The 20,575-nt window shown below is 38.2% G+C and carries 20 protein-coding genes; all 20 read right to left on the reverse strand.

Features of this window, described 5'->3' with window-relative positions:
* Positions 1-54 precede the first annotated feature (54 nt).
* Positions 55-1,080, reverse strand: a complete 1,026-nt coding sequence (gene spoIID, locus JM172_RS04220) for a stage II sporulation protein D (RefSeq protein WP_214480844.1) — start codon at positions 1,078-1,080, stop codon at positions 55-57.
* Positions 1,081-1,296: 216 nt separating this feature from the next.
* Positions 1,297-2,607 (reverse strand): UDP-N-acetylglucosamine 1-carboxyvinyltransferase, encoded by a 1,311-nt coding sequence (gene murA / locus JM172_RS04225; RefSeq protein ID WP_214480845.1) that lies wholly within the window; start codon positions 2,605-2,607, stop codon positions 1,297-1,299.
* A 36-nt stretch (positions 2,608-2,643) separates the two neighbouring features.
* Positions 2,644-3,384, reverse strand: a complete 741-nt coding sequence (locus tag JM172_RS04230) for a YwmB family TATA-box binding protein (protein ID WP_214480846.1) — start codon at positions 3,382-3,384, stop codon at positions 2,644-2,646.
* Between the two features lie 167 nt (positions 3,385-3,551).
* Entirely contained in the window at positions 3,552-4,559 is a 1,008-nt protein-coding gene (locus JM172_RS04235) for a nuclease-related domain-containing protein (RefSeq protein WP_214480847.1), read from the reverse strand.
* Between the two features lie 478 nt (positions 4,560-5,037).
* Entirely contained in the window at positions 5,038-5,271 is a 234-nt protein-coding gene (locus tag JM172_RS04240) for a DUF1146 family protein (protein WP_214480848.1), read from the reverse strand.
* A 283-nt stretch (positions 5,272-5,554) separates the two neighbouring features.
* Entirely contained in the window at positions 5,555-7,066 is a 1,512-nt protein-coding gene (nuoN, locus tag JM172_RS04245) for an NADH-quinone oxidoreductase subunit NuoN (RefSeq protein ID WP_214480849.1), read from the reverse strand.
* A 5-nt stretch (positions 7,067-7,071) separates the two neighbouring features.
* Complete coding sequence (locus tag JM172_RS04250; protein WP_214480850.1) at positions 7,072-8,598, reverse strand: NADH-quinone oxidoreductase subunit M; 1,527 nt, start codon at positions 8,596-8,598, stop codon at positions 7,072-7,074.
* A complete protein-coding gene (gene nuoL, locus JM172_RS04255) occupies positions 8,595-10,463 on the reverse strand; it encodes an NADH-quinone oxidoreductase subunit L (protein ID WP_214480851.1) in 1,869 nt (622 codons plus the stop codon). The genes JM172_RS04250 and nuoL overlap by 4 nt, the downstream gene beginning before the upstream one ends.
* Before the next feature lie 45 nt (positions 10,464-10,508).
* Complete coding sequence (nuoK, locus tag JM172_RS04260; protein WP_214480852.1) at positions 10,509-10,823, reverse strand: NADH-quinone oxidoreductase subunit NuoK; 315 nt, start codon at positions 10,821-10,823, stop codon at positions 10,509-10,511.
* Positions 10,820-11,335 carry an NADH-quinone oxidoreductase subunit J gene (locus tag JM172_RS04265; RefSeq protein WP_214480853.1) on the reverse strand — a complete coding sequence of 172 codons (516 nt, stop codon included), beginning with the start codon at positions 11,333-11,335 and terminating at the stop codon, positions 10,820-10,822. The genes nuoK and JM172_RS04265 overlap by 4 nt, the downstream gene beginning before the upstream one ends.
* Entirely contained in the window at positions 11,332-11,751 is a 420-nt protein-coding gene (gene nuoI, locus JM172_RS04270) for an NADH-quinone oxidoreductase subunit NuoI (protein WP_214480854.1), read from the reverse strand. Before nuoI ends, JM172_RS04265 begins: the two co-directional genes overlap by 4 nt.
* Positions 11,752-11,802: 51 nt before the next feature.
* A complete protein-coding gene (nuoH, locus tag JM172_RS04275) occupies positions 11,803-12,810 on the reverse strand; it encodes an NADH-quinone oxidoreductase subunit NuoH (RefSeq protein ID WP_214480855.1) in 1,008 nt (335 codons plus the stop codon).
* On the reverse strand, positions 12,810-13,910 hold the full coding sequence (locus tag JM172_RS04280) for an NADH-quinone oxidoreductase subunit D (protein ID WP_214480856.1): 1,101 nt from the start codon (positions 13,908-13,910) through the stop codon (positions 12,810-12,812). The genes nuoH and JM172_RS04280 overlap by 1 nt, the downstream gene beginning before the upstream one ends.
* A 3-nt stretch (positions 13,911-13,913) precedes the next feature.
* Positions 13,914-15,110, reverse strand: coding sequence for an NADH-quinone oxidoreductase subunit C (locus JM172_RS04285; protein WP_214480857.1), 1,197 nt, complete (start codon positions 15,108-15,110; stop codon positions 13,914-13,916).
* A gap of 3 nt (positions 15,111-15,113) precedes the next feature.
* The gene (locus JM172_RS04290; protein WP_214480858.1) at positions 15,114-15,626 is read right to left on the reverse strand and encodes a NuoB/complex I 20 kDa subunit family protein; all 513 of its coding nucleotides are present in this window, start codon (positions 15,624-15,626) and stop codon (positions 15,114-15,116) included.
* Positions 15,617-15,991: an NADH-quinone oxidoreductase subunit A gene (locus JM172_RS04295; RefSeq protein ID WP_214480859.1), complete on the reverse strand. Its 375-nt coding sequence runs from the start codon at positions 15,989-15,991 to the stop codon at positions 15,617-15,619. Before JM172_RS04295 ends, JM172_RS04290 begins: the two co-directional genes overlap by 10 nt.
* Positions 15,992-16,197: 206 nt before the next feature.
* The gene (locus JM172_RS04300) at positions 16,198-16,602 is read right to left on the reverse strand and encodes a F0F1 ATP synthase subunit epsilon (RefSeq protein ID WP_214480860.1); all 405 of its coding nucleotides are present in this window, start codon (positions 16,600-16,602) and stop codon (positions 16,198-16,200) included.
* A 25-nt stretch (positions 16,603-16,627) separates the two neighbouring features.
* A complete protein-coding gene (atpD, locus tag JM172_RS04305; protein ID WP_214480861.1) occupies positions 16,628-18,049 on the reverse strand; it encodes a F0F1 ATP synthase subunit beta in 1,422 nt (473 codons plus the stop codon).
* A 42-nt stretch (positions 18,050-18,091) separates the two neighbouring features.
* Complete coding sequence (atpG, locus tag JM172_RS04310; protein WP_214480862.1) at positions 18,092-18,949, reverse strand: ATP synthase F1 subunit gamma; 858 nt, start codon at positions 18,947-18,949, stop codon at positions 18,092-18,094.
* Between the two features lie 104 nt (positions 18,950-19,053).
* Complete coding sequence (atpA, locus tag JM172_RS04315; RefSeq protein WP_214480863.1) at positions 19,054-20,562, reverse strand: F0F1 ATP synthase subunit alpha; 1,509 nt, start codon at positions 20,560-20,562, stop codon at positions 19,054-19,056.
* Between the last annotated feature and the right edge of the window lie 13 nt (positions 20,563-20,575).

Raw genomic sequence — 20,575 nt, forward strand, 5'->3', positions numbered from 1 at the left:
ATGAAAGAGAGCTTTCTTAACTGATTTTTATTAATTTTACTCAGGATCAAATAATTAATTTTTCACGATAAAGTTCGTTAAATAAGGAGTTGCATCACTAATTTGCGCTCCTTTGTAGTAGTGTGTAAGAATTTCTTGATATGTTTTTCCTTCTTCAGCCATTCCGTTTGCGCCATACTGACTCATACCAACACCATGCCCATAACCTTTTGTTGAGATGACAATTTGATCATTTTTACGTACCCATGTAAAATCTGATGAAGATAACCCTAATTGATCACGAACCTCTCTCCCTTTAAAGGTTTTACCGCTTATTTCTACAGTATCAACACGTTTACCAGGTGTTCTTGCAATAATTTTTCCTACTGTACCATCGCTCGGTAATTGTATGTTAAGTTTCTGTTCAAACTCAGCTACCGTCATCGTTACTTGATTATGAAATTTTGGGGAAGCCTCATCCCAAGGACTTGCTACACTTGTTAAATAGGGGAATGGATTTTCCCAATAATCCTCCGAGTTTTCTGTATACCCATTACTCGTTGAGAAAAAGGATGCTTCTATCGGGGTACTATCATAAGTTAATATTTGACCCGCAGTTGAACGTACAGCGTCTTGAAATTTTTTCATCTTCCGTTCATAATCAATCCCCCACAATTCCTTCAACTCATCTTTGTTTTTATATACTTGATGAAGTACCATATCTGTAACATCGGCACCCTCTGGTACGCCGACCGTTTGCCCACCTATCATCTTTTTAACAATATATGTTCTGGCACTTAAACTTTGTGCTTTTAATGCCTCAAGCTCAAAATCCGCAGGCATTTCTGATGCTAGGACTCCAACGACATATTCTTCAAGAGGGACATGCTCGATCGTTTTAGCTTGACTACGATAGACAGCCACTTCAACTTCGGAATTTAATGTGTTCGTAGTTAAGGTGGGAGAAGGTTCCGACTTCGATTCTTCAATGAGCTTTCCACCTTCCTTGGCTGAGAAAGGGAAAACTAACAATGAGGGGATTACAATAATCATGGCAAATAGTACAGAAATTAGTATAACGAGTGGTTTTACTTGTTTCATCGCTTCAAGCCTCCAAAAAGATTTTTTGTGTAGTCCTAAGATCTTTAAAACCACACTTCTATATATGCTTATGGAGGTGGACAACCTTTTATGATAAGAAAACCTAGTACTTTATATCCCCAAAATACAAAAGCAACCTCAACGGTTGCTTTTTATTTTAAAATTATTTAATTATATACTTATTGTTACATTCATAGCAGTTGAAAGGATGGTCCTTTAAGCATTCACATCTGTTACATGCTGATCAAAAGGTATTAATTGATCTCTTTGAACCGTTACACGTTCAATATCAGCTCCAAGGCCTGTTAATTTCTCATGAAAGCTCACATATCCACGATCCAAGTGCTTTAGCTCAGTAACCCTTGTATGCCCTTTAGCAGCTAATCCAGCTAAAATAAGAGCTGCTGCTGCACGGAGATCTGTAGCAGCTACTTCTGCACCTTGTAAATCTGAACGACCGTTAATAATGACTGAACGTCCTTCAATCTTAATATTACCATTCATTCGACGAAATTCTTCAACGTGCATAAAGCGGTTTTCAAAAACAGTTTCAGTGATCATGCTAGTGCCTTCTGCACATAACAGTAATGACATCATCTGTGACTGCATATCTGTAGGAAATCCAGGATGAGGCATCGTTTTTAGATCTACAGCTTTTAACTTTTGAGGACCAATTACTCGTATGCCATCATGTTCCTCAGTAATCGTTACGCCCATTTCTTCCATCTTTGCTATTAATGAGCTTAAATGTTCCGGTACTGCTCCTTGTACGTATACATCACCACCAGTAATTGCAGCTGCTACCATAAAAGTACCCGCTTCAATTCTATCTGGAATCACTTGATGTGTTGTTCCATATAAGGTTTTTACGCCTTCGATACGTATCGTACCAGTTCCAGCACCACGCACTTTTGCACCCATTTTATTTAAAAAGTTTGCTAAATCGACAATTTCTGGTTCTTTTGCACAATTCTCTATAATCGTTGTTCCTTCAGCTAATGTAGCTGCCATCAAAATATTTTCAGTAGCTCCTACACTAGGGAAATCTAGGTATATTTTTGCACCTTGTAGTTTTCCATCTACCTTTGCATCAATATATCCATTACCAACTTTAACAGTTGCTCCCATCGCTTCGAAGCCTTTTAAATGTTGATCAATTGGTCTTGAGCCAATTGCACATCCACCTGGTAAAGCAATTTTTGCTTGACCATTCCTCGCTAATAATGATCCCATTACTAATACAGAAGCCCTCATCTTTCGAACATATTCAAACGGTGCTTCTATCGTTAACTCTCTAGATGCATCAACTATAATTTGATTATTGTTAAATGTTACGTCAGCATTTAAATAACGTAACACTTCATTTACCGTGTATACATCGGAGAGCTCAGGTACATCACTTATTATACTTTTTCCTTCACTCGCTAATAAAGATGCAGCGATTACAGGTAAAACGGCATTTTTTGCACCTTCTACTTTAACCGTACCACTTAACCTTCTTCCGCCACGGACGATGATTTTTTCCAAGGTATATTCCCCTCCGCGTCCATTTTCTATATAATATTAATATTCAGATGTTATGATAGGTGTTCCAACTACAACGTTAGTCCTCCCACCTAACCCTGTACTACGCAAGGCTACTTGTATATTGATCGGTTCAGTTTTTGTTGGAATAATATCTTTCCAATCATCAGTATATGCAGAAATTGAGACAAATGTCTCTTCGTTCAACGCCTCAATTGCTCTAGCATTAAATTGTTGTAGTATTTTGTCCGCTCGTTTATACAAAACCTCTTCAATCTTATCATTTAAATAGCCCTTGATACAAGTAAAAATTGTGACATCATCAGTAAAAATGTCAGCTATTCTGTTTTTTGTAGTGCTATTTACACTAGTCCAATCGGTGTGATTTCCTTTCACCTCATAAAATAGGTATGAATACCGATGTCCATTGTCATATGATGAGATGAGCTTTACAATTTCTGTTTGGTTTTTTTCCAAGTGCTCAAATGTCCCAACAGCTTCCCATTTATTTGAACTTTCAGAAATATCCCAATTAAAGTTGCCAGTCTTCTCCTTAAGCTCCTCTATCCGTTGTTCGAATTCCACCTGATCGCTGATTTCTAATGCCTGTCTACTGTAGAGGCTCCATTCTTCGATCGTAATATGATTATTTTCGTATACATTTGCAATTTCCTCTAGTTTATTTACAGACTCATTTGCACTAGTCATCGAATTTCCATAAATACTTAGTAAAATCATTACAATAAATAACATACATATTTTATGAAGCTTATTTTTCATCTCTCGCCACTTCCTCTCCTTATTTTCATTGTTGCCACAACAACGCAGTTCATACTTGGAAAAACTCGTCATCTTTAGACAAGAAAATAAGTGAAGGAAAGTAAACACGTTACTATGCAAATGGGTTACTAATATGACTGTTAAGTATTAAGCAGATGGCAACTTAGTCATAGCTTTGCGGAATGAGCCTTTACTATTTCATTTAGATTTGTAAATGAAAGCTCGTACTGTCTGTTTTTAAAATTCCCAGAATATTGTAGATTTAGCGATGCCAATATTTTTGTGGCAATGGATATGGAAGGTAGCTGAAGAAATTCACGTAATTGTTTGTTAGAAATAATTGGGCTAATGAGGAGATAAAAATCTTTTAAAGCATAAACATGAGCATTTTCAATATTCGATTTACATACGGGACAACTCCAAGCACCTCGTTGTCGATGTAACGGAAGGGTAGTACATATTGGACAATGAACTCCTGTAATGATCTCAGAGGGTTGAATGTGAAATTTTTGTAACACATCCGGATATGTTGGAGAATGTTGTTTTACGAGCAGTTGGATTATTTTATTAAGGTCTCTCTTAGTTAATATTTCTTTTTTATATACGGAAGCTAGATCGTTTAATTTGGCTGGGAGTGATGCAGCGTGGATCACTTTTTGAGAGGTTTCCTTAAAGTGGGAAGTGGTTTTTATAATTGTTGAAGGCTTGCTTATGACGATGAGTGATATAACTGGTATAGATGGATATTTATACTTTGTTAGCAAATTTTTCAGTTGACTTTCTTGCCTACTAGTTTGTAAAAAGGGGTCAGGAAATGCCTCTTCATTTCCATCTAATTCTCGAATCAGCTGGTGAAAGGTTCGGTCGAATGTGAGTGTGCCAGAGATGTTCTTCACTTCAATAATGAGAATAAAACATGCCGATATGATGAGTGTATCTAGCTGAAAATAACGGTTTTCACTATCGGGAATTCTTAAATCATGTAGTATGAAATACTTTTCACTTGGGAGAAAGTCAAAATAATAATCAAGCGACTTCTCTCCTCGAAATCCAGCATACGCTTTTGCTAATTCTTCACTAAGGATCTCTTTTTTGGAGTGTGTAGGTGGCAACCGTCTTAATAAAGCCTCTAATTTTTCTATCTTAGGTGGGATTTGCCTTTCTTTTTTGATCATTCTATCACCTCACATTATTTTTTTGAAGAATTCTTCACCTGTTACTCGTTCTCCTTTAATTTTCTTACATTCTTTTCATTATCTTAACAACAATAGAAGCTGTACTTGTCCGAATTTTGGGTTTTACTGTCCAAACTTGGGGCTTTACTATCCGAACTTCGCGTTTACTATCCAAACTCGGGGCTTTACTATCCGAACTATGGGTTTTACTATCCAATCTTGGGGTTTTACTATCCAAACTTGGCCTTTTTCTATCCAAACTAAGCCTTTTTCTATCCGAACTTAGGGCTTTACTATCCAAACTATGCCTTTTACTATCCAAACTTGAGGTTTTACTATCCAATCTTGGCCTTTTACTATCCAAACTACACCTTTTTCTATCCGAACTATGCGTTTTACTATCCAAACTAAGCACTTTACTATCCAAATCATACGTGATACTATGCAAAGTTCACTCTATGCAGTTTTAAGTACAAATTTAGCTAAATAACGTTGTAATTTGTTTCGACCAGAAAAGGTAGTCTAAAAAGAAGTTACTAATGGTTGAACCGAGTGCAATTGTGATTAAAATAAATAATGTTCGAGCTTGGAATACACGATTTTTTTTAAAAAGCTTTTCAAAATTTAGCGATTGTAGTGCCCACCATGTAATTGTAATAAATATCAAATGTGATAGGATGCTAACAAGCGCATCTATACCATAATTTGTCATAATTATATACCTCCCATCGTTTTTCAGGTAGTTTGCTATTGATCTTCTTTACTTGAAAAACTGCTCCGTTCATAGCATTTTTCAATTAGAACCACTGAGCCTTCCCACAAAAAGGAGAGGTGGCATTGTCCACCTCTCCTTCTATCTTATCAATAAACCCCTATATTTGTGAATTCAAATGACCAATGGACGCTTCGACGGTGAGTGTTTACTTTCACTCCACCTTGCTTTCAATGTCTCATTCCTTTATAAGAGCTATAAAACTTTGCCCTTTCGGCCTCAACTAGCGTACAAAATCATTAAAATAGTTAAAAGTGTCGTATAAAAAGTCAAATGCAATGCCAGGAAGTAACCCTAGAAGGATTGTACCAATTGCACAAATGACGATAACAGCTATGACACCAAATGAGATGTTAAATGCACCTTGCGATGGCGCAGGACGAAAGAACATTTGCGTCAATATGCCGAAATAATAGAAATATGATATGACAGTCGTCACGATTAAAATCGATGCGAGTACGTAATGGCTAGGAACAGAAGCAAATGCGCTTATAAATATATTTAGCTTCCCAATAAATCCTGCTGTTCCAGGAATACCTGCAAGCGATAATATATAGATGGTCATCGTCACTGCTAAAATTGGTGAGCGTTTATATAGACCAGCAAATTGGCTGATATCCTCAGAACCTGATTTATCAGTGATTAGTTGTAATACCGCAAATGCGCCTAAATTCATTAGTAAATACGCAGCTAAGTAAAACCAAATAGTGTCAATCATAAATGGTGAGAGTGTGACAAAAGCTACTAATACGTACCCAGCATGAGCGATACTAGAGTAGGCGAGCATACGTTTAACATTTCTTTGTTTTAACGCAATGGTATTACCAATAATCATCGATGCTCCTGCTAAGAATGCAATGTAATCTTGCATTTCGAAAAACATCCAATTCCCACTTGTTCCTCCTGCTGGTGTTCGTGGAAAAATGGATAAGAACAGACGCATAATAATTACAAAACCAGCCGTTTTTGATACTACACTTAAAAACGCAGTTACTGGTGTAGGTGCCCCTTGATAGACATCTGGTGCCCACATATGAAAAGGTGCAGCTGCTAGTTTAAACGCCAAGCCAACGAACATAATTAAAAATGCCAATGATAACATGTATTGCAAGTTCGTATCGTAAATTGTTGAAAGCTGGTATGCAATTTCAATTACATTTGTAGTACCTGTTAATCCATAAATATAACTCATTCCAAACAACGTTAGTGCTGTGGCAATTCCACCATTTACTACATATTTCATCGCTGATTCATTTGATAGCTGATTCTTTTTGCGCAATCCAGCTAATATATATGATGAAATAGAAAGTAATTCAAGGCCGACAAATAGTGTAATCATATCTCCACTTGAAGTCATAATCATAGCGCCTAGTAGTGCAGTTAAAAATAAATAATAGAATTCACCACGGTATTCTAGCTTATCTTTTGGCTGATAGCTCATAGAAAGCAATAACACTAAGCCAGCACCTACTAGCAATAATAGCTTAAATGCTTTACCGAAAGAGTCAAGTCGATACGTATCATATAAAATGGATGTCACGTCTTTATCGAATGATCCTACTAAAAAGATAATAGCAACGACAATTCCAGCAATGCCTAACCACGCGAGTGGCTTACGACTTTTATTTTGCCCCATAAATAAGTCTATTAATGAAAGAAGGGTTGCAACACCGAGGATGACGAACTCTGGTGCCATAATTCCCCATTCGTAACTAAGCAAAGTATCGAGATCCATCCCGCTCACCCTCCTATTCCTAACATAATAGTCTCAATAGTTGATTTTAACGGCTCTGATAGAACAGTTGGGTATACACCTATTAAGATAATAAAACCGAGTAATACGAGTGCAGGAACCATTTCTACTCCTTTGAAATCAGCTAGTTTCCCATATGATTGCTTTGCAGTTCCAAATGTAACTTGCAACACTGCTCGTAGTAAATAAGCTGCTGTCAAAATAATCCCAAGTGCCCCTATTGCTGCAATGACAGGCATTTCTTTAAATAAACCAGCAAATGCCATGAATTCACTTACGAACCCTGACATGCCAGGTAATCCTAATGATGCCATTGCCCCAGCAAGTAAGAACCCTGCTGTTAATGGCATCGCCTTGGCTAAACCACCAAGCTTGTCAATCGATGAGGTGTTGACACGTTCATACATTACACCTACGAGGAAGAACAACAATGCTGAAATTAAGCCGTGTGATACGACTTGAAAAATCGCACCTTGAATGCCAGCCTCATTTAATGCAGCTAGTCCAATTAACACAATTCCCATATGTGAAATACTTGAATAAGCTAGTACCATTTTTAAGTCTGTTTGAATAAGTGCTAAAAATGCACCATATAACAGGTTAATAACACCTAATATCGCTAGCCATATTGCTATTGACTCAAACTCGTTCGGGAATAACCCCATACCAAACCGAATGAGACCGAAAGCACCGATTTTTAATAGGACACCTGAGTGAAGCATTACAATGGCTGGTGGTGCTTGGACGTGAACACGTAGCATCCAGCTATGTAACGGAAATATAGGTAGCTTCACGCCAAATGCAACAATAAGTGCAATGAGTAACCCAAAACGAAGTTGTTCAGAAACCGGAAAGAAAAATTGAATTTGATCGACAGGGTAGCTTAAGGCAACCTTAAGATCCTCAAAATTGGCTGTTCCAGTTTTCGCAAATAAGATAATAATAACGATTAATAGGATAGCTGAACCAATCCCATTATAGATTAAGAAGCTGAACGCTGCTTTTTCTTTGGCAAAATAGCCCCATTTTCCAATGAGGAAAAACATTGGAATAAGCGTTACTTCGAAGAAGATAAAGAATAAGATAAGGTTCCCAGCAGTAAAAACGCCGAGCATACCAATTTCTAATAACAGGAAAAGCATGAAATAGCCTTTCCATTCTTTTTTAATATGAATAGACGCGATCGCCGCTAGAGTCGAAAGGACTGTTGTAAGTACGATCATGACGAGTGCTAGACCGTCTAGACTTAGCTCATAATCAATTCTCCAAGCAAATTCAGGTACCCCTGGAAACTGACCTAAATGAATCCATTCATATTTTTCAGCATATTGACTTAAAGCTTCACCAGTTACATATTTCACAAAAACAATGAGTGATAAGCATAATGCAGGTAATGTTGCTAAAAAACCTACAAGCTTAATTTGCTTCTCTTGCGTTTTAGGAATCAACATGAGAAGAATAATTCCTAGCAATGGGGAGAATATTAATAGTGATAAATAGAAAGATGCGTTCATCCGATATACCCCCCTGTCAAAGCAAAGATCACTAATAAGATTGCTAAACCAATAATAGTCACTGCACCATACATTTGAATCTGACCATTTTGCAGCTTGGACCCTATTCTACCTATGCTTTGTGTAAATAATGCAATGCCATTCACTATACCTTCAACGATAAATTTCTCAATATATTTCATAAATAAGCTAATCACTTTAGTCGAGTAAACAACCGTTGCTTGATAAAACTCATCTATGTAATACTTATTTAACAAAATGTTATAAACAATCGATTCACGTGAAGAAAAGGTATCCCTTGCAAGTGATTTTTTCCCATACATTAAATATGCTAGAAAAATACCGACAAATGAAACGACCGTTGCCACAATCATAATCCATGCTGGGGCTTTAATATGTGCAGCTTCCAAGTATTCATTTCCTTCTGCCAACCAATCACCTAAGAACGTTCCAAACCAAGGTGTATTTATGTATCCAGCTACAATCGCTAAAATAGCTAACACAATCATCGGAAACGTCATCGATAACGGTGACTCGTGTACCTCTTTCGTAGTTCCATTTTGTTTTCCCGTAAATACTAAAAAGAATAAGCGGAACATATAAAATGCTGTGAAGAATGCTGCAATGACAGCGATCCAAAACAACCCATAATTGCCATGAGTCCATGTCGCAACTAAAATTTCTTCTTTACTGAAAAACCCAGAAAGCAATGGTACTCCGCTAATTGCTAACGTACCAATTAAAAATAACGGACCTGTGAGACGCAGCTTTTTCCATAAACCACCCATCTCATTAATGTTCTGCGTGTGAACTGCGTGAATGACACTACCAGCTGCTAAGAATAGCAATGCCTTAAAGAATGCATGTGTTGTCAGGTGAAATACCCCAGCAACATAGCCGGCAGAGCCTAGTGCAAGCATCATATACCCTAACTGACTAACCGTTGAATAAGCTAGCACTCGTTTAATATCCGTTTGAACAAGTCCGATCGATGCAGCAAATATCGCTGTAAAGCCACCAATAATAGCAACTGTTGTCAATGCTGTTTCACTTGCAGTAAACAATGGAAACATCGATGCAACCAAATATACCCCTGCAGCTACCATCGTCGCCGCATGTATAAGTGCGGATACAGGTGTCGGACCTTCCATCGCATCAGGAAGCCATGAATGTAATGGAAACTGACCTGACTTACCCATCGCTCCAATAAAAATTAAAATAGCTGTTAATGTAATCATTTCCATTGGTATCACATTTGTTGATACTGCATGAAAAATGTCATCATATTCAAAGCTACCGACCTGCCAAAATAATAGAATCATACCAATGAATAGTCCTACATCACCGATTCTTGTCATGATAAACGCCTTTTTGGCAGCTGCTTTCGCATCCTCTTTATAAAAATAAAAACCGATTAATAAGAATGATCCTACACCAACTAACTCCCAAAATACATATGTTTGAAGTAGGTTTGGTGAAATCACTAATCCTAGCATAGAAAATGTAAATAACCCTAGATATGCATAAAATACTGGAAACCGTTCATCTCCATGCATATATCCCTTTGAATAAAGGTGTACAAGAAAACTGACAAGCGTCACTACTACTAGCATTAGTGCATTTAATTGATTGATTTCAAATCCCGCTGTTAAGTTGATATTCCCAATCGTAAGCCATGTACCTTCTTGCTTAAATGTTGGTTCACTTAGCCGTTCTACCAATACGAAAATTGCCAATGTGAAAGATACCAACGTCATGAGAATACCTACATATGCACTCCCCTCCTTCAAACGCTTACCAATCAGGAGAAGAAGCACAAAAGAAACTAACGGGAAAAGCGGTATTAACCATGCATATTCCATCATCGTATCACGATCCCCTTTTTTTAGTCAGTGAAGATAAACTGTCCATTAATGCTTCATCGAATCCATTTCGTCGATGTTAACTGTCTTTCGATTACGATATAGCGCCATTAAGATAGCTAAACCAACCGCCGCCTCTGCTGCAGCAATAGTTATCGTAAAAAGGGAAAAGATTTGACCAGTAATATTTGGATTGACTCCAAATTTACTAAATGCTACTAAATTAATATTTACAGCATTGAGCATTAGCTCAATCGAAATGAGCACAATGACCATATTTTTTTTTGTCAGCGCACCATACAAGCCTAAGCAGAATAAAAACAACGCTAATAATAAATAACCAGCTAAAGGAGTTGAACTCATTTATTGTCTGCCTCCTCATCATCTTTTTTTGCTAAAATAATAGCCCCAATCAGTGCTACAAGCAAAAGAACAGACATTAACTCAAACGGTATAACAAATTTAGAATAAAGGGCTATACCTATCTGCTTTGTATTTTCTACATGTAAGGTAGTCGCTTGTTGACCGAAATCAAGATTAACAATTCCTAGCATGACAACGATTCCAAAAGCTATGACACCTATTAAGGTAAGAAGCTTACGCAGCATGCTTGCCTTAGAGTCACCCGTTTCATCATTATGACGAGTCAGCATAATACCAAACAACATAATAATCGTAATAGCACCAGAGTATATTAATATTTGAACAGCCGCTACAAATTCTGCAGACAACAGGACATAAACACCAGCAATACTAATAAACGTAAACACAAGTGAAATGACCATGTGTACTACCTTTGTTAGAGACAACATGAGGATACTGCCAATTATAGCGATTAGTGAAAGTACTATTAGTGCTATAAATTCACCGCTCATGCCTTATTCTCCTTTCGAATGTTTTGGTCATTCTCATCTAACCATTCTAGATTTTTAAATAGCTCATCACGACTGTACTCAGCAAGCTCAAAGTTGTTGGTCATGACTATTGCTTCAGTCGGACAGACTTCTGTGCATAAATCACATAAAATACAAATTTCAAAATTAATATCATAAGTATCGATGATTTTCCCTTTTTTATTTGGATCAGGGTGCTTCTTACCAGTCAGTCTAATGCAATCTGTCGGGCATATATTTGCACACTGGTTACAAACGATACATTTTTCAGGATAGAATTTTTGTATTCCTCGAAAACGATCAGGAAGTGGTAATGATTCATTCGGATAATCATACGTAACCTTCTTCTTCGTTACACTATTTAGGGTATATTTTAATCCTTTTGCTAAACCTAGCATGTACCCAACCCCTTATTTTTTAATGACATATTACTAGATGAGGATGTTCCTCTAAAAGTAGTTAATAATTTCCTTAATTACAGCTGTAATAAAAATATTTGCAAGAGCTACAGGTAGTAACACCTTCCAGCCAAATTCCATTAGATGGTCTGCTCGTACGCGTGGAAATGCAACACGGAACCAAATAAGTAAAAATACTACGAAGCTAAACTTTAAAGCAAACCAAACCGCTCCAGGAATGAAATCAAGGAACATGATCGGATGCCATCCCCCTAAAAATAATACAGTTATTAGTGAAGCCATTGCAAAAAAGTAAACATATTCAGCTAGCATGAAAAATGCCCAGCGAAACCCTGAATATTCGACGTGGTACCCTGCAATAATTTCTGACTCTGCCTCTGGCAAATCAAAAGGTACACGATTTAACTCTGCAACAGCAGCAATTAAAAAGACGACAAAACCAATTGGTTGCCTAAATATATTCCACCAAGTTTCTTGACCTTGAACGATATCATTTAAATTTAAGCTTCCAGTTAAGAAGATGACCCCTAATACTGACATTACAAGTGGAATCTCGTAAGAAATCATCTGTGCAGCGGCACGCATACTACCTAATAATGCATATTTGTTGTTTGATGCCCAACCACCAGTCACAACCCCAATTGTCGTTAAGCCAGATATAGCGATATAATACAATAATCCCACACCAATATCTGCAAATTGAAATGCATCCGTGAATGGCATTGTTGCCAATACCATAAATGCAGGAGCAAAGGCAATGATTGGAGCAATTAAAAATAGTGGTCTATCAGCATTCTTCGTTACGACATCTTCTTTTAATAGCAGTTTAAGAACATCTGCAACAGTTTGTAATAAGCCCCAACGGCCCCCCACTTGGTTTGGGCCTATACGTCCCTGCATAAATCCCATTACTTTCCTCTCTGCTAAGATGCCATATGTAACAAATCCTAGTACTACAAATAAAAATAGCGTACCTAATCCTAAAAAAATGCCCAGATTTCCGACAGTTGGTGAGGAATGCAATAAGTCTTGTATCATTACCCATCTACCTCCCCAAGAACAATATCAACTGCTCCTAAAATAACAATTAAATTCGCCATATTTTCCCCTTTTAATAATTTTGAGAGGATTTGCAAATTATAAAATGAAGGCCGACGGAATTTTAAACGATACGGCTCCTTCTTACCGTCACTTGCAATGTAACAGCCTATTTCTCCACGAGGTGATTCAATTCGCACATACGCTTCACCTTTCGGAGCTTTAATAATCCTAGGTACTTTCGCCAATATTGGACCTTCATTTGGAAACTGTTCACAAGCTTGTTCAATTATTTTTAATGACTCTTCAATTTCTTCTAAACGGCAGAAATAACGTGCTAATGCATCGCCTTCTTCTCGAAAAGGTACATCAAAATCAAACCTATCGTAGATTGAATATGGCTCGTCTTTTCGTAGGTCCCATTTAACGCCCGTACAGCGTAAGTTTACTCCGCTTAAAGAATATGCAAGTGCATCTTCCTTCGTATAAGTTCCTACACCTTTTACACGACTCATAAAGATCTCGTTTCCTGTGACGAGGTCATGATACCCTTTAAGCTGTTCGCGCATGTATGGAACAAACTCTTCTACCTTCTGAATCCAACCTTCTGGTGCGTCCCACTTGACACCGCCTACCCTCATATAATTAAAGGTAAGTCTAGCACCTGAAAGTTCGTTTAGCAGATTAATAATCATTTCACGTTCTCTAAATGCATAAAGAAACGGACTGACTGCACCGATATCTAGTAAATATGTTCCCCACCAGACGAGATGACTTGCGATACGTCCAAGCTCCATCGCCAATACTCGTAAGTATTCAGCTCGTTCAGGTACTTCAAGCCCCATCATTGTTTCAACTGAATGACAAAGGACGTAATTATTCGTCATTGCTGATAAATAATCCATTCTATCAGTAAATGGGATAATTTGTGTATATTGTAAGTCCTCTGCTAGTTTTTCTGTTCCACGGTGAAGATAACCAATTACTGGTGTCGCTTCCGTTATGATTTCACCATCTATTTTGACCACAAGCCGAAATACACCATGTGTACTTGGATGCTGCGGTCCAACGTTAAGGAGCATTTCTTCTGTTCGAATCATCAGTTAAACCTCCACATCATACGGTTCGTAGTCTTTTCTAAGCGGGTATCCAACCCAATCCTCTGCAAGTAAAATGCGTGCTAAGTTAGGATGACCTTTAAAATTGATGCCTAATAAGTCATAAGCTTCCCGTTCAGGCCAATTCGCTCCTTCCCATAATGGTTGCAACGAATCAATAATTGGTTCCTCACGATCTATTTTGACCTTTAAGGCAACAGTTTGCCGATTAATATATGAGTATAAATGCACATAAACTTCCATATGCGAAACAAAATCTGTTCCGTGTATATTCGATAAATAGTCAAAGCTTAACTGTTCATTATATTTTAGGAATTCTGCTATTTTAAAATATGAGTCAGGTGTTGCTACTAGTGTTGGAACATCTTTTGAAAGCTCATTAATATATGAGTCTGACAAAACTTCCTTTCCAAGATGCTCTTCAATTACTTTTACATATTTATCGAGATAAGGTTGGTTTTGAGATGGTTTTTTCTCTATTGTTTGATCTGACTCTGTTGCACCACTTGCTTTTGCTTTTGCTGCTGCGGCAGCCTTCGCTTTTGCCTTTGCTGCTGCAATCGCTTTCGCTTTTGCTGCTGCGGCATCATCATTTTCTACTTTCTCATTGCCACTATCTCTCTGTTGCTTTGCTAAAGCAGCTGCTTTTGCCTTTGCTGCTGCGGCGGCTTTTGCTTTTGCTGCGGCTGCCGCCTTTGCTTTCGCTTCATCACCTTCAGGAGCTTTTTCGTTTTTTTCTTTTGCTTTTTGTTTGGCTAACGCAGCTGCTTTCGCTTTTGCTGCTGCAGCAGCTTTTGCTTTCGCTTCATCACCTTCAGAAGCTCTTTCGTTCTTTTCTTTTGCTTTTTGCTTGGCTAACGCAGCTGCTTTTGCTTTTGCTGCTGCGGCTGCCTTTTGCTTTTCAAGGTCTGTTACATCATTAGAACTACTTGTAACCGCTTCCTTTTGTGCTGATTTTTCGCCCTCATTTTTTTGCTTTGCAATCTCTTTTTGTTTGGCTAATGCAGCAGCCTTTGCCTTCGCTGCTGCGGCAGCTTTTGCTTTAGCCACATCAATATTTGAATCATTTTCATCTTCTTTAAGACTAGCATCGTTAGCTTTCTTCTCTGCTAGTTTTTTTAATGCTAGTTCTTTAGCTTTTTTTGCAGCTTCCTTCTTTTGTTGGTCAAGATCTTTGCTCATTTGCTACATCACCTTCTTCCCTGTCTTAGCTTCGTAGCGAATTTTTTCCTTTAATTTATTTATTCCATAAATAAGTGCTGCTGGATTTGGCGGACACCCAGGAATGTATACATCGACAGGTACAATCTGGTCGACCCCTTTGACAACTGCATAAGACTTAACATATGGTCCTCCCGCTGTTGCACAAGACCCCATTGCTATTACCCACTTAGGTTCAGACATTTGATCGTATAACCTCTTAACGATAGGCGCCATTTTCTTTGTTACTGTCCCAGAAACAATCATGACATCAGATTGTCGTGGAGAGGTACGAAAAAAAGAGCCAAAACGGTCTAAGTCATAATGTGATGATCCAACACCCATCATTTCGATACCACAACAAGCGAGTCCCATTGTTAATGGCCATAAAGAATTACTTCTCGCCCAACCCTTCAATTGTTCAAGTGTTGTAAAAAATATATTGCGTTTTAATTCTTCCATTTCTTCTGCTGAAATGTTTTCTATTTTTAAATCCATTTTAACACCTTCTTCTTCCATGCATATATTAACCCGATTAATAACATAACGACAAAAATAAGCATTTCAATTAATGCGAAAATACCGAGTTCGTCATATGCAACTGCCCATGGGTATAAGAAAACTGTTTCAACATCAAAAATCACAAACATTAAGCCAAAAATATAATACCTTACGTTAAACTGCACACGTGAATCATGGAATGGTTCAATACCGCTTTCGTACGTCTTTTGTTTTTCACTGTTAGGTGCATGCGGCCGTAAAAATCGCCCTGCTGTTAATGCAGCTACAGGTAACAAGACTCCTAGACATAGAAAAACGAATACGATTAAATAATTGTTGATGTATAAGTTAAATTGCTCCATGTTCCCCCTCCGTTTGTCGTGCCTTGTAATGAAAAAAATATTTTATTTAACCGTTAACATTATAGCAAATACCAATATTTGTGTCGATAAAGCATGGACGAAATATTGAATTTTCCATCAGCAACATTACTCATTTTCCAGCCGATCGTCAATGACAAAAATCACAAACAAAAAGGCTTTCTGTATGATACAGAAAGCCTTTTTAATTAAAAGTGTTTATTTGTAACGTTCAAACGATTAATCGCACGTTGAAGAGACATCTCAGCTCGTCTAAAGTCAACATCTGACTGTTGAGCTCTTAGACGTTGTTCAGCTCTTTCTTTTGCTGCTTTTGCACGTAATACATCAATATCAGCTGCAACTTCCGCAGCTTGTGCAAGTATCGTTACTTTTTCAGGTCTAACTTCTAGAAAGCCTCCACTAACAGCCACAAGTTCAGTGTCGGTTCCCTTTTTTAGACGAACTACCCCAATTTGTAATGGAGCAACCATCGGAATATGACCAGGTAAAATACCAAGCTCTCCACTTTGAGCCTTTGCAATTACCATCTCCACATCTTCTTCTAAAACCGGGCCATCGGGAGTAACTACATGGACTTTAACCACTTTCATTTTATACCCTCCTAGGTCCCAATAATTATACTTCTACGCCCATTTTTTTCGCTTTTTCAACTACTTCTTCAATACGTCCAACTAAGCGGAACGCATCTTCAGGAAGGTTGTCATACTTCCCTTCAAGGATCTCTTTAAATCCACGAACTGTTTCTTTAACTTGAACGTAAGAACCAGGTTGGCCTGTAAATTGCTCAGCCACGTGGAAGTTTTGAGATAAGAAGAATTGAATACGGCGAGCACGATGAACGATTAATTTATCTTCATCAGAAAGCTCATCCATTCCAAGGATCGCAATGATATCTTGTAATTCTTTATAACGCTGTAGTGTTGATTGTACTTGACGAGCAACTTCGTAGTGCTCTTCTCCAACAATTTCAGGTGCTAAAGCACGTGAAGTTGATGCAAGTGGGTCAACCGCAGGGTAAATACCCATTTCTGAAAGTTTACGCTCAAGGTTTGTCGTTGCGTCTAAGTGAGCAAACGTCGTTGCTGGAGCTGGATCAGTATAGTCATCGGCAGGAACGTAAATTGCTTGGATCGATGTTACAGAACCAACGCTTGTAGATGTAATACGCTCTTGAAGCTGACCCATTTCTGTTGCTAATGTTGGTTGATAACCAACGGCAGAAGGCATACGACCAAGTAATGCTGATACCTCAGAACCTGCTTGAGTAAAGCGGAAGATGTTATCCATAAAGAATAACACGTCTTGACCTTGGTCATCACGGAAATATTCAGCCATTGTTAAACCTGTTAATGCAACACGCATACGTGCACCAGGAGGCTCATTCATCTGACCAAAAACCATTGCTGTTTTCTTAATAACGCCTGAATCAGTCATTTCATGGTATAAATCGTTTCCTTCACGTGTACGCTCACCTACACCAGCGAATACTGAAATACCACCATGTTCTTGTGCGATATTATTGATTAATTCCTGAATTAAAACGGTTTTACCAACACCTGCTCCACCAAATAGGCCGATTTTTCCACCTTTAATGTACGGTGCTAATAAGTCAACTACTTTAATTCCTGTTTCTAAAATTTCTACTTCTGTAGAAAGCTTCTCAAAAGACGGTGCTTGTCTGTGAATCGCATCACGACGAGCATCTTGTGGGATTGCTTCATCTAGATCAATGTTTTCACCTAGTACGTTAAATACACGTCCTAATGTAACATCACCAACTGGTACAGAAATTGCTGCTTCAGTATCAATTGCTTCTAATCCACGTACAAGTCCATCTGTAGATGACATTGCAATCGTACGTACAGAATCGTCTCCAAGGTGTAGAGCAACTTCTAATGTTAAGTTAATATCAACTTCATTTTCATTACGTGCTTTATGCTCAATTTTAAGGGCATTATAAATTTCAGGAAGATGGCCGTTATCAAATTTTACATCAACAACCGGTCCCATTACTGAAAGAATGCGTCCTTTATTCATCGTTTTCCCTCCTAACTTGCTTGTGAAAATCTATGATCTTTCCTATTCAAGTGCAGATGCACCAGCAACAATCTCAGTAATTTCTTGAGTAATTGCAGCTTGACGCGCACGGTTGAATGATAGTGTAAGACCTTTAATAAGCTCGTTTGCATTATCCGTAGCGTTTTTCATTGCAGTCATACGAGCTGCATGTTCCGCTGCCTTACCATCTAATAAGGCACCATAGATGAGACTTTCAGCATATTGAGGAAGCAACACTTCTAAAATATCTTCTTGAGAAGGTTCAAATTCATAAGAAGAAAGCTTGCTCTCAGCTGCTATATCCGTTAATGGTAGTAGTTTCTTTTCTGTTACTTCGTGCTGGATGACACTAATAAAGTGATTATAGTACAAATACAACTCATCAAACGTACCATCTACAAAAGAATCAATTGTTTGACTTGCAATATCTTTAATTTCTGTAAAAGAAGGTTGATCAGCAAGGCCAACAATATGGGAATTAACCGGTATTCCTCTCTTTAAAAAGAAATCGCGACCGATACGACCTAGTGCAATGACAGCATACTCATCTGTAGAGCTATGACGTTCTTGAATTTTTTGATATACAGAACGTAAAACATTACTATTGTATGCACCTGCAAGACCACGATCAGAAGTAATGACAATATAACCAGTCTTCTTCACAGGTCGGCTCATTAACATCGGATGGCTAACACCGGTACTACCTAATGCGATACTAGCTACAACCTCTTGAATTTTTTCCATGTATGGTACAAACGATTTAGCATTATTTTCAGCCCTATTTAACTTCGAAGCTGAAACCATCTCCATCGCTTTCGTAATTTGACTCGTTTTCTTCGTTGAGGTAATTCTCGTTTTTATATCACGTAAGGATGCCAAAGGTTCTCACCACCTTTTTAAGGTTGTTCAAAATAAGAAAAATTTTTATATAATTAGCGGCGATCGTATGTTTACAAATGTAAGACCTCGCCGCTTAGCATCAATTATTCAGAAACAGCAAACGTCTTCTTGAAATCTTCAATAGCTGCATCAAAATCAGCCTCTTCAGGAAGGTTTCCTGTTGAACGAATATGCTCAAATAACTCATTGCGATTATGCTCAATCCAAGAGAAATATTCCTCTTCGAAACGTGAAATATCTGCTACTGGAATATCATCTAAGAATCCACGAGTTAATGCATATAGAATAGCTACTTGTTTTTCTACTTTTAGAGGTTTATGCAAACCTTGTTTTAATACTTCAACTGTACGTGCACCACGATTAAGCTTCGCTTGTGTTGCCTGATCAAGATCAGATCCGAATTGAGCGAAGGCTTCAAGCTCACGGTAAGACGCTAAGTCTAAGCGTAATGTACCTGATACTTTCCTCATCGCTTTCACCTGTGCAGATCCACCAACACGAGAAACTGATAAACCAGCATTCACGGCAGGGCGTACACCAGAGAAGAATAGATCAGATTGCAAGAATATTTGCCCATCTGTAATCGAGATTACGTTTGTAGGGATATATGCTGACACGTCACCTGCTTGCGTCTCAATGAACGGAAGGGCTGTAATTGAGCCGCCACCTTTTGCATCACTTAATTTCGCAGCACGCTCTAATAAGCGAGAATGTAAATAGAATACGTCACCAGGATAAGCTTCACGACCTGGAGGACGGCGAAGTAATAGTGAAAGCTCACGATACGCAGAGGCTTGCTTCGTTAAATCATCATAAATAACGAGCACGTGTTTACCGTTGTACATAAACTCCTCACCCATCGTTACTCCTGCATATGGCGCTAGGAATAATAATGGTGCAGGTTGAGATGCAGATGCAGTAACAACGATCGTGTAATCTAATGCACCGTGCTTTCTTAATGTTTCAACAACACCACGAACAGTAGATTCTTTTTGCCCGATGGCTACATAAATACAAATCATATCTTGATCTTGCTGGTTAAGAATTGTATCAATCGCAACCGCTGTTTTACCTGTTTGACGGTCTCCGATGATCAATTCACGTTGACCACGTCCAATCGGAATAAGTGAGTCGATTGCTTTAATTCCTGTTTGTAAAGGTTCATGAACCGATTTTCTATCCATTACCCCTGGAGCTGGGCTTTCAATAGGACGAGTTTTGTTCGATTCAATTGGTCCTAAACCATCGACAGGTTGACCAAGTGGATTCACGACACGACCGATTAGTTCCTCTCCAACAGGAACTTCCATAATACGTCCTGTACGACGAACCTCGTCTCCTTCACGGATATCTCTGAAAGGCCCTAAAATAACGATACCTACGTTATTTTCTTCTAAATTTTGTGCCATTCCCATGACACCGTTAGAAAATTCAACAAGCTCCCCAGCCATGGCATTATCGAGGCCATGTACACGTGCGATACCGTCACCTACTTGGATAACTGTACCTACATCATTAACTTCAACTTCTGACTGATATTCTTCGATTTGTTTTTTCAACAGTGAACTAATTTCTTCAGCTTTGATGCTCATGAATTTCACCCCT

Origin of the sequence: Bacillus sp. SM2101 (assembly GCF_018588585.1) — a bacterium.
Lineage (GTDB): Bacteria > Bacillota > Bacilli > Bacillales > SM2101 > Nanhaiella > Nanhaiella sioensis.

Bases quoted from the DNA above. Each gene is read 5' to 3' on its own strand.
- JM172_RS04285 (WP_214480857.1), bottom strand. From the start codon at position 15,110: ATGAGCAAAGATCTTGACCAACAAAAGAAGGAAGCTGCAAAAAAAGCT.
- JM172_RS04240 (WP_214480848.1), bottom strand. From the start codon at position 5,271: ATGACAAATTATGGTATAGATGCGCTTGTTAGCATCCTATCACATTTG.
- spoIID (WP_214480844.1), bottom strand. From the start codon at position 1,080: ATGAAACAAGTAAAACCACTCGTTATACTAATTTCTGTACTATTTGCC.
- JM172_RS04235 (WP_214480847.1), bottom strand. From the start codon at position 4,559: ATGATCAAAAAAGAAAGGCAAATCCCACCTAAGATAGAAAAATTAGAG.
- JM172_RS04280 (WP_214480856.1), bottom strand. From the start codon at position 13,910: ATGATTCGAACAGAAGAAATGCTCCTTAACGTTGGACCGCAGCATCCA.
- atpA (WP_214480863.1), bottom strand. From the start codon at position 20,562: ATGAGCATCAAAGCTGAAGAAATTAGTTCACTGTTGAAAAAACAAATC.
- JM172_RS04295 (WP_214480859.1), bottom strand. From the start codon at position 15,991: ATGGAGCAATTTAACTTATACATCAACAATTATTTAATCGTATTCGTT.
- JM172_RS04300 (WP_214480860.1), bottom strand. From the start codon at position 16,602: ATGAAAGTGGTTAAAGTCCATGTAGTTACTCCCGATGGCCCGGTTTTA.
- JM172_RS04290 (WP_214480858.1), bottom strand. From the start codon at position 15,626: ATGGATTTAAAAATAGAAAACATTTCAGCAGAAGAAATGGAAGAATTA.
- JM172_RS04230 (WP_214480846.1), bottom strand. From the start codon at position 3,384: ATGAAAAATAAGCTTCATAAAATATGTATGTTATTTATTGTAATGATT.
- nuoI (WP_214480854.1), bottom strand. From the start codon at position 11,751: ATGCTAGGTTTAGCAAAAGGATTAAAATATACCCTAAATAGTGTAACG.
- JM172_RS04250 (WP_214480850.1), bottom strand. From the start codon at position 8,598: ATGAACGCATCTTTCTATTTATCACTATTAATATTCTCCCCATTGCTA.
- JM172_RS04265 (WP_214480853.1), bottom strand. From the start codon at position 11,335: ATGAGCGGTGAATTTATAGCACTAATAGTACTTTCACTAATCGCTATA.
- nuoL (WP_214480851.1), bottom strand. From the start codon at position 10,463: ATGATGGAATATGCATGGTTAATACCGCTTTTCCCGTTAGTTTCTTTT.
- nuoN (WP_214480849.1), bottom strand. From the start codon at position 7,066: ATGGATCTCGATACTTTGCTTAGTTACGAATGGGGAATTATGGCACCA.
- nuoH (WP_214480855.1), bottom strand. From the start codon at position 12,810: ATGATACAAGACTTATTGCATTCCTCACCAACTGTCGGAAATCTGGGC.
- atpD (WP_214480861.1), bottom strand. From the start codon at position 18,049: ATGAATAAAGGACGCATTCTTTCAGTAATGGGACCGGTTGTTGATGTA.
- nuoK (WP_214480852.1), bottom strand. From the start codon at position 10,823: ATGAGTTCAACTCCTTTAGCTGGTTATTTATTATTAGCGTTGTTTTTA.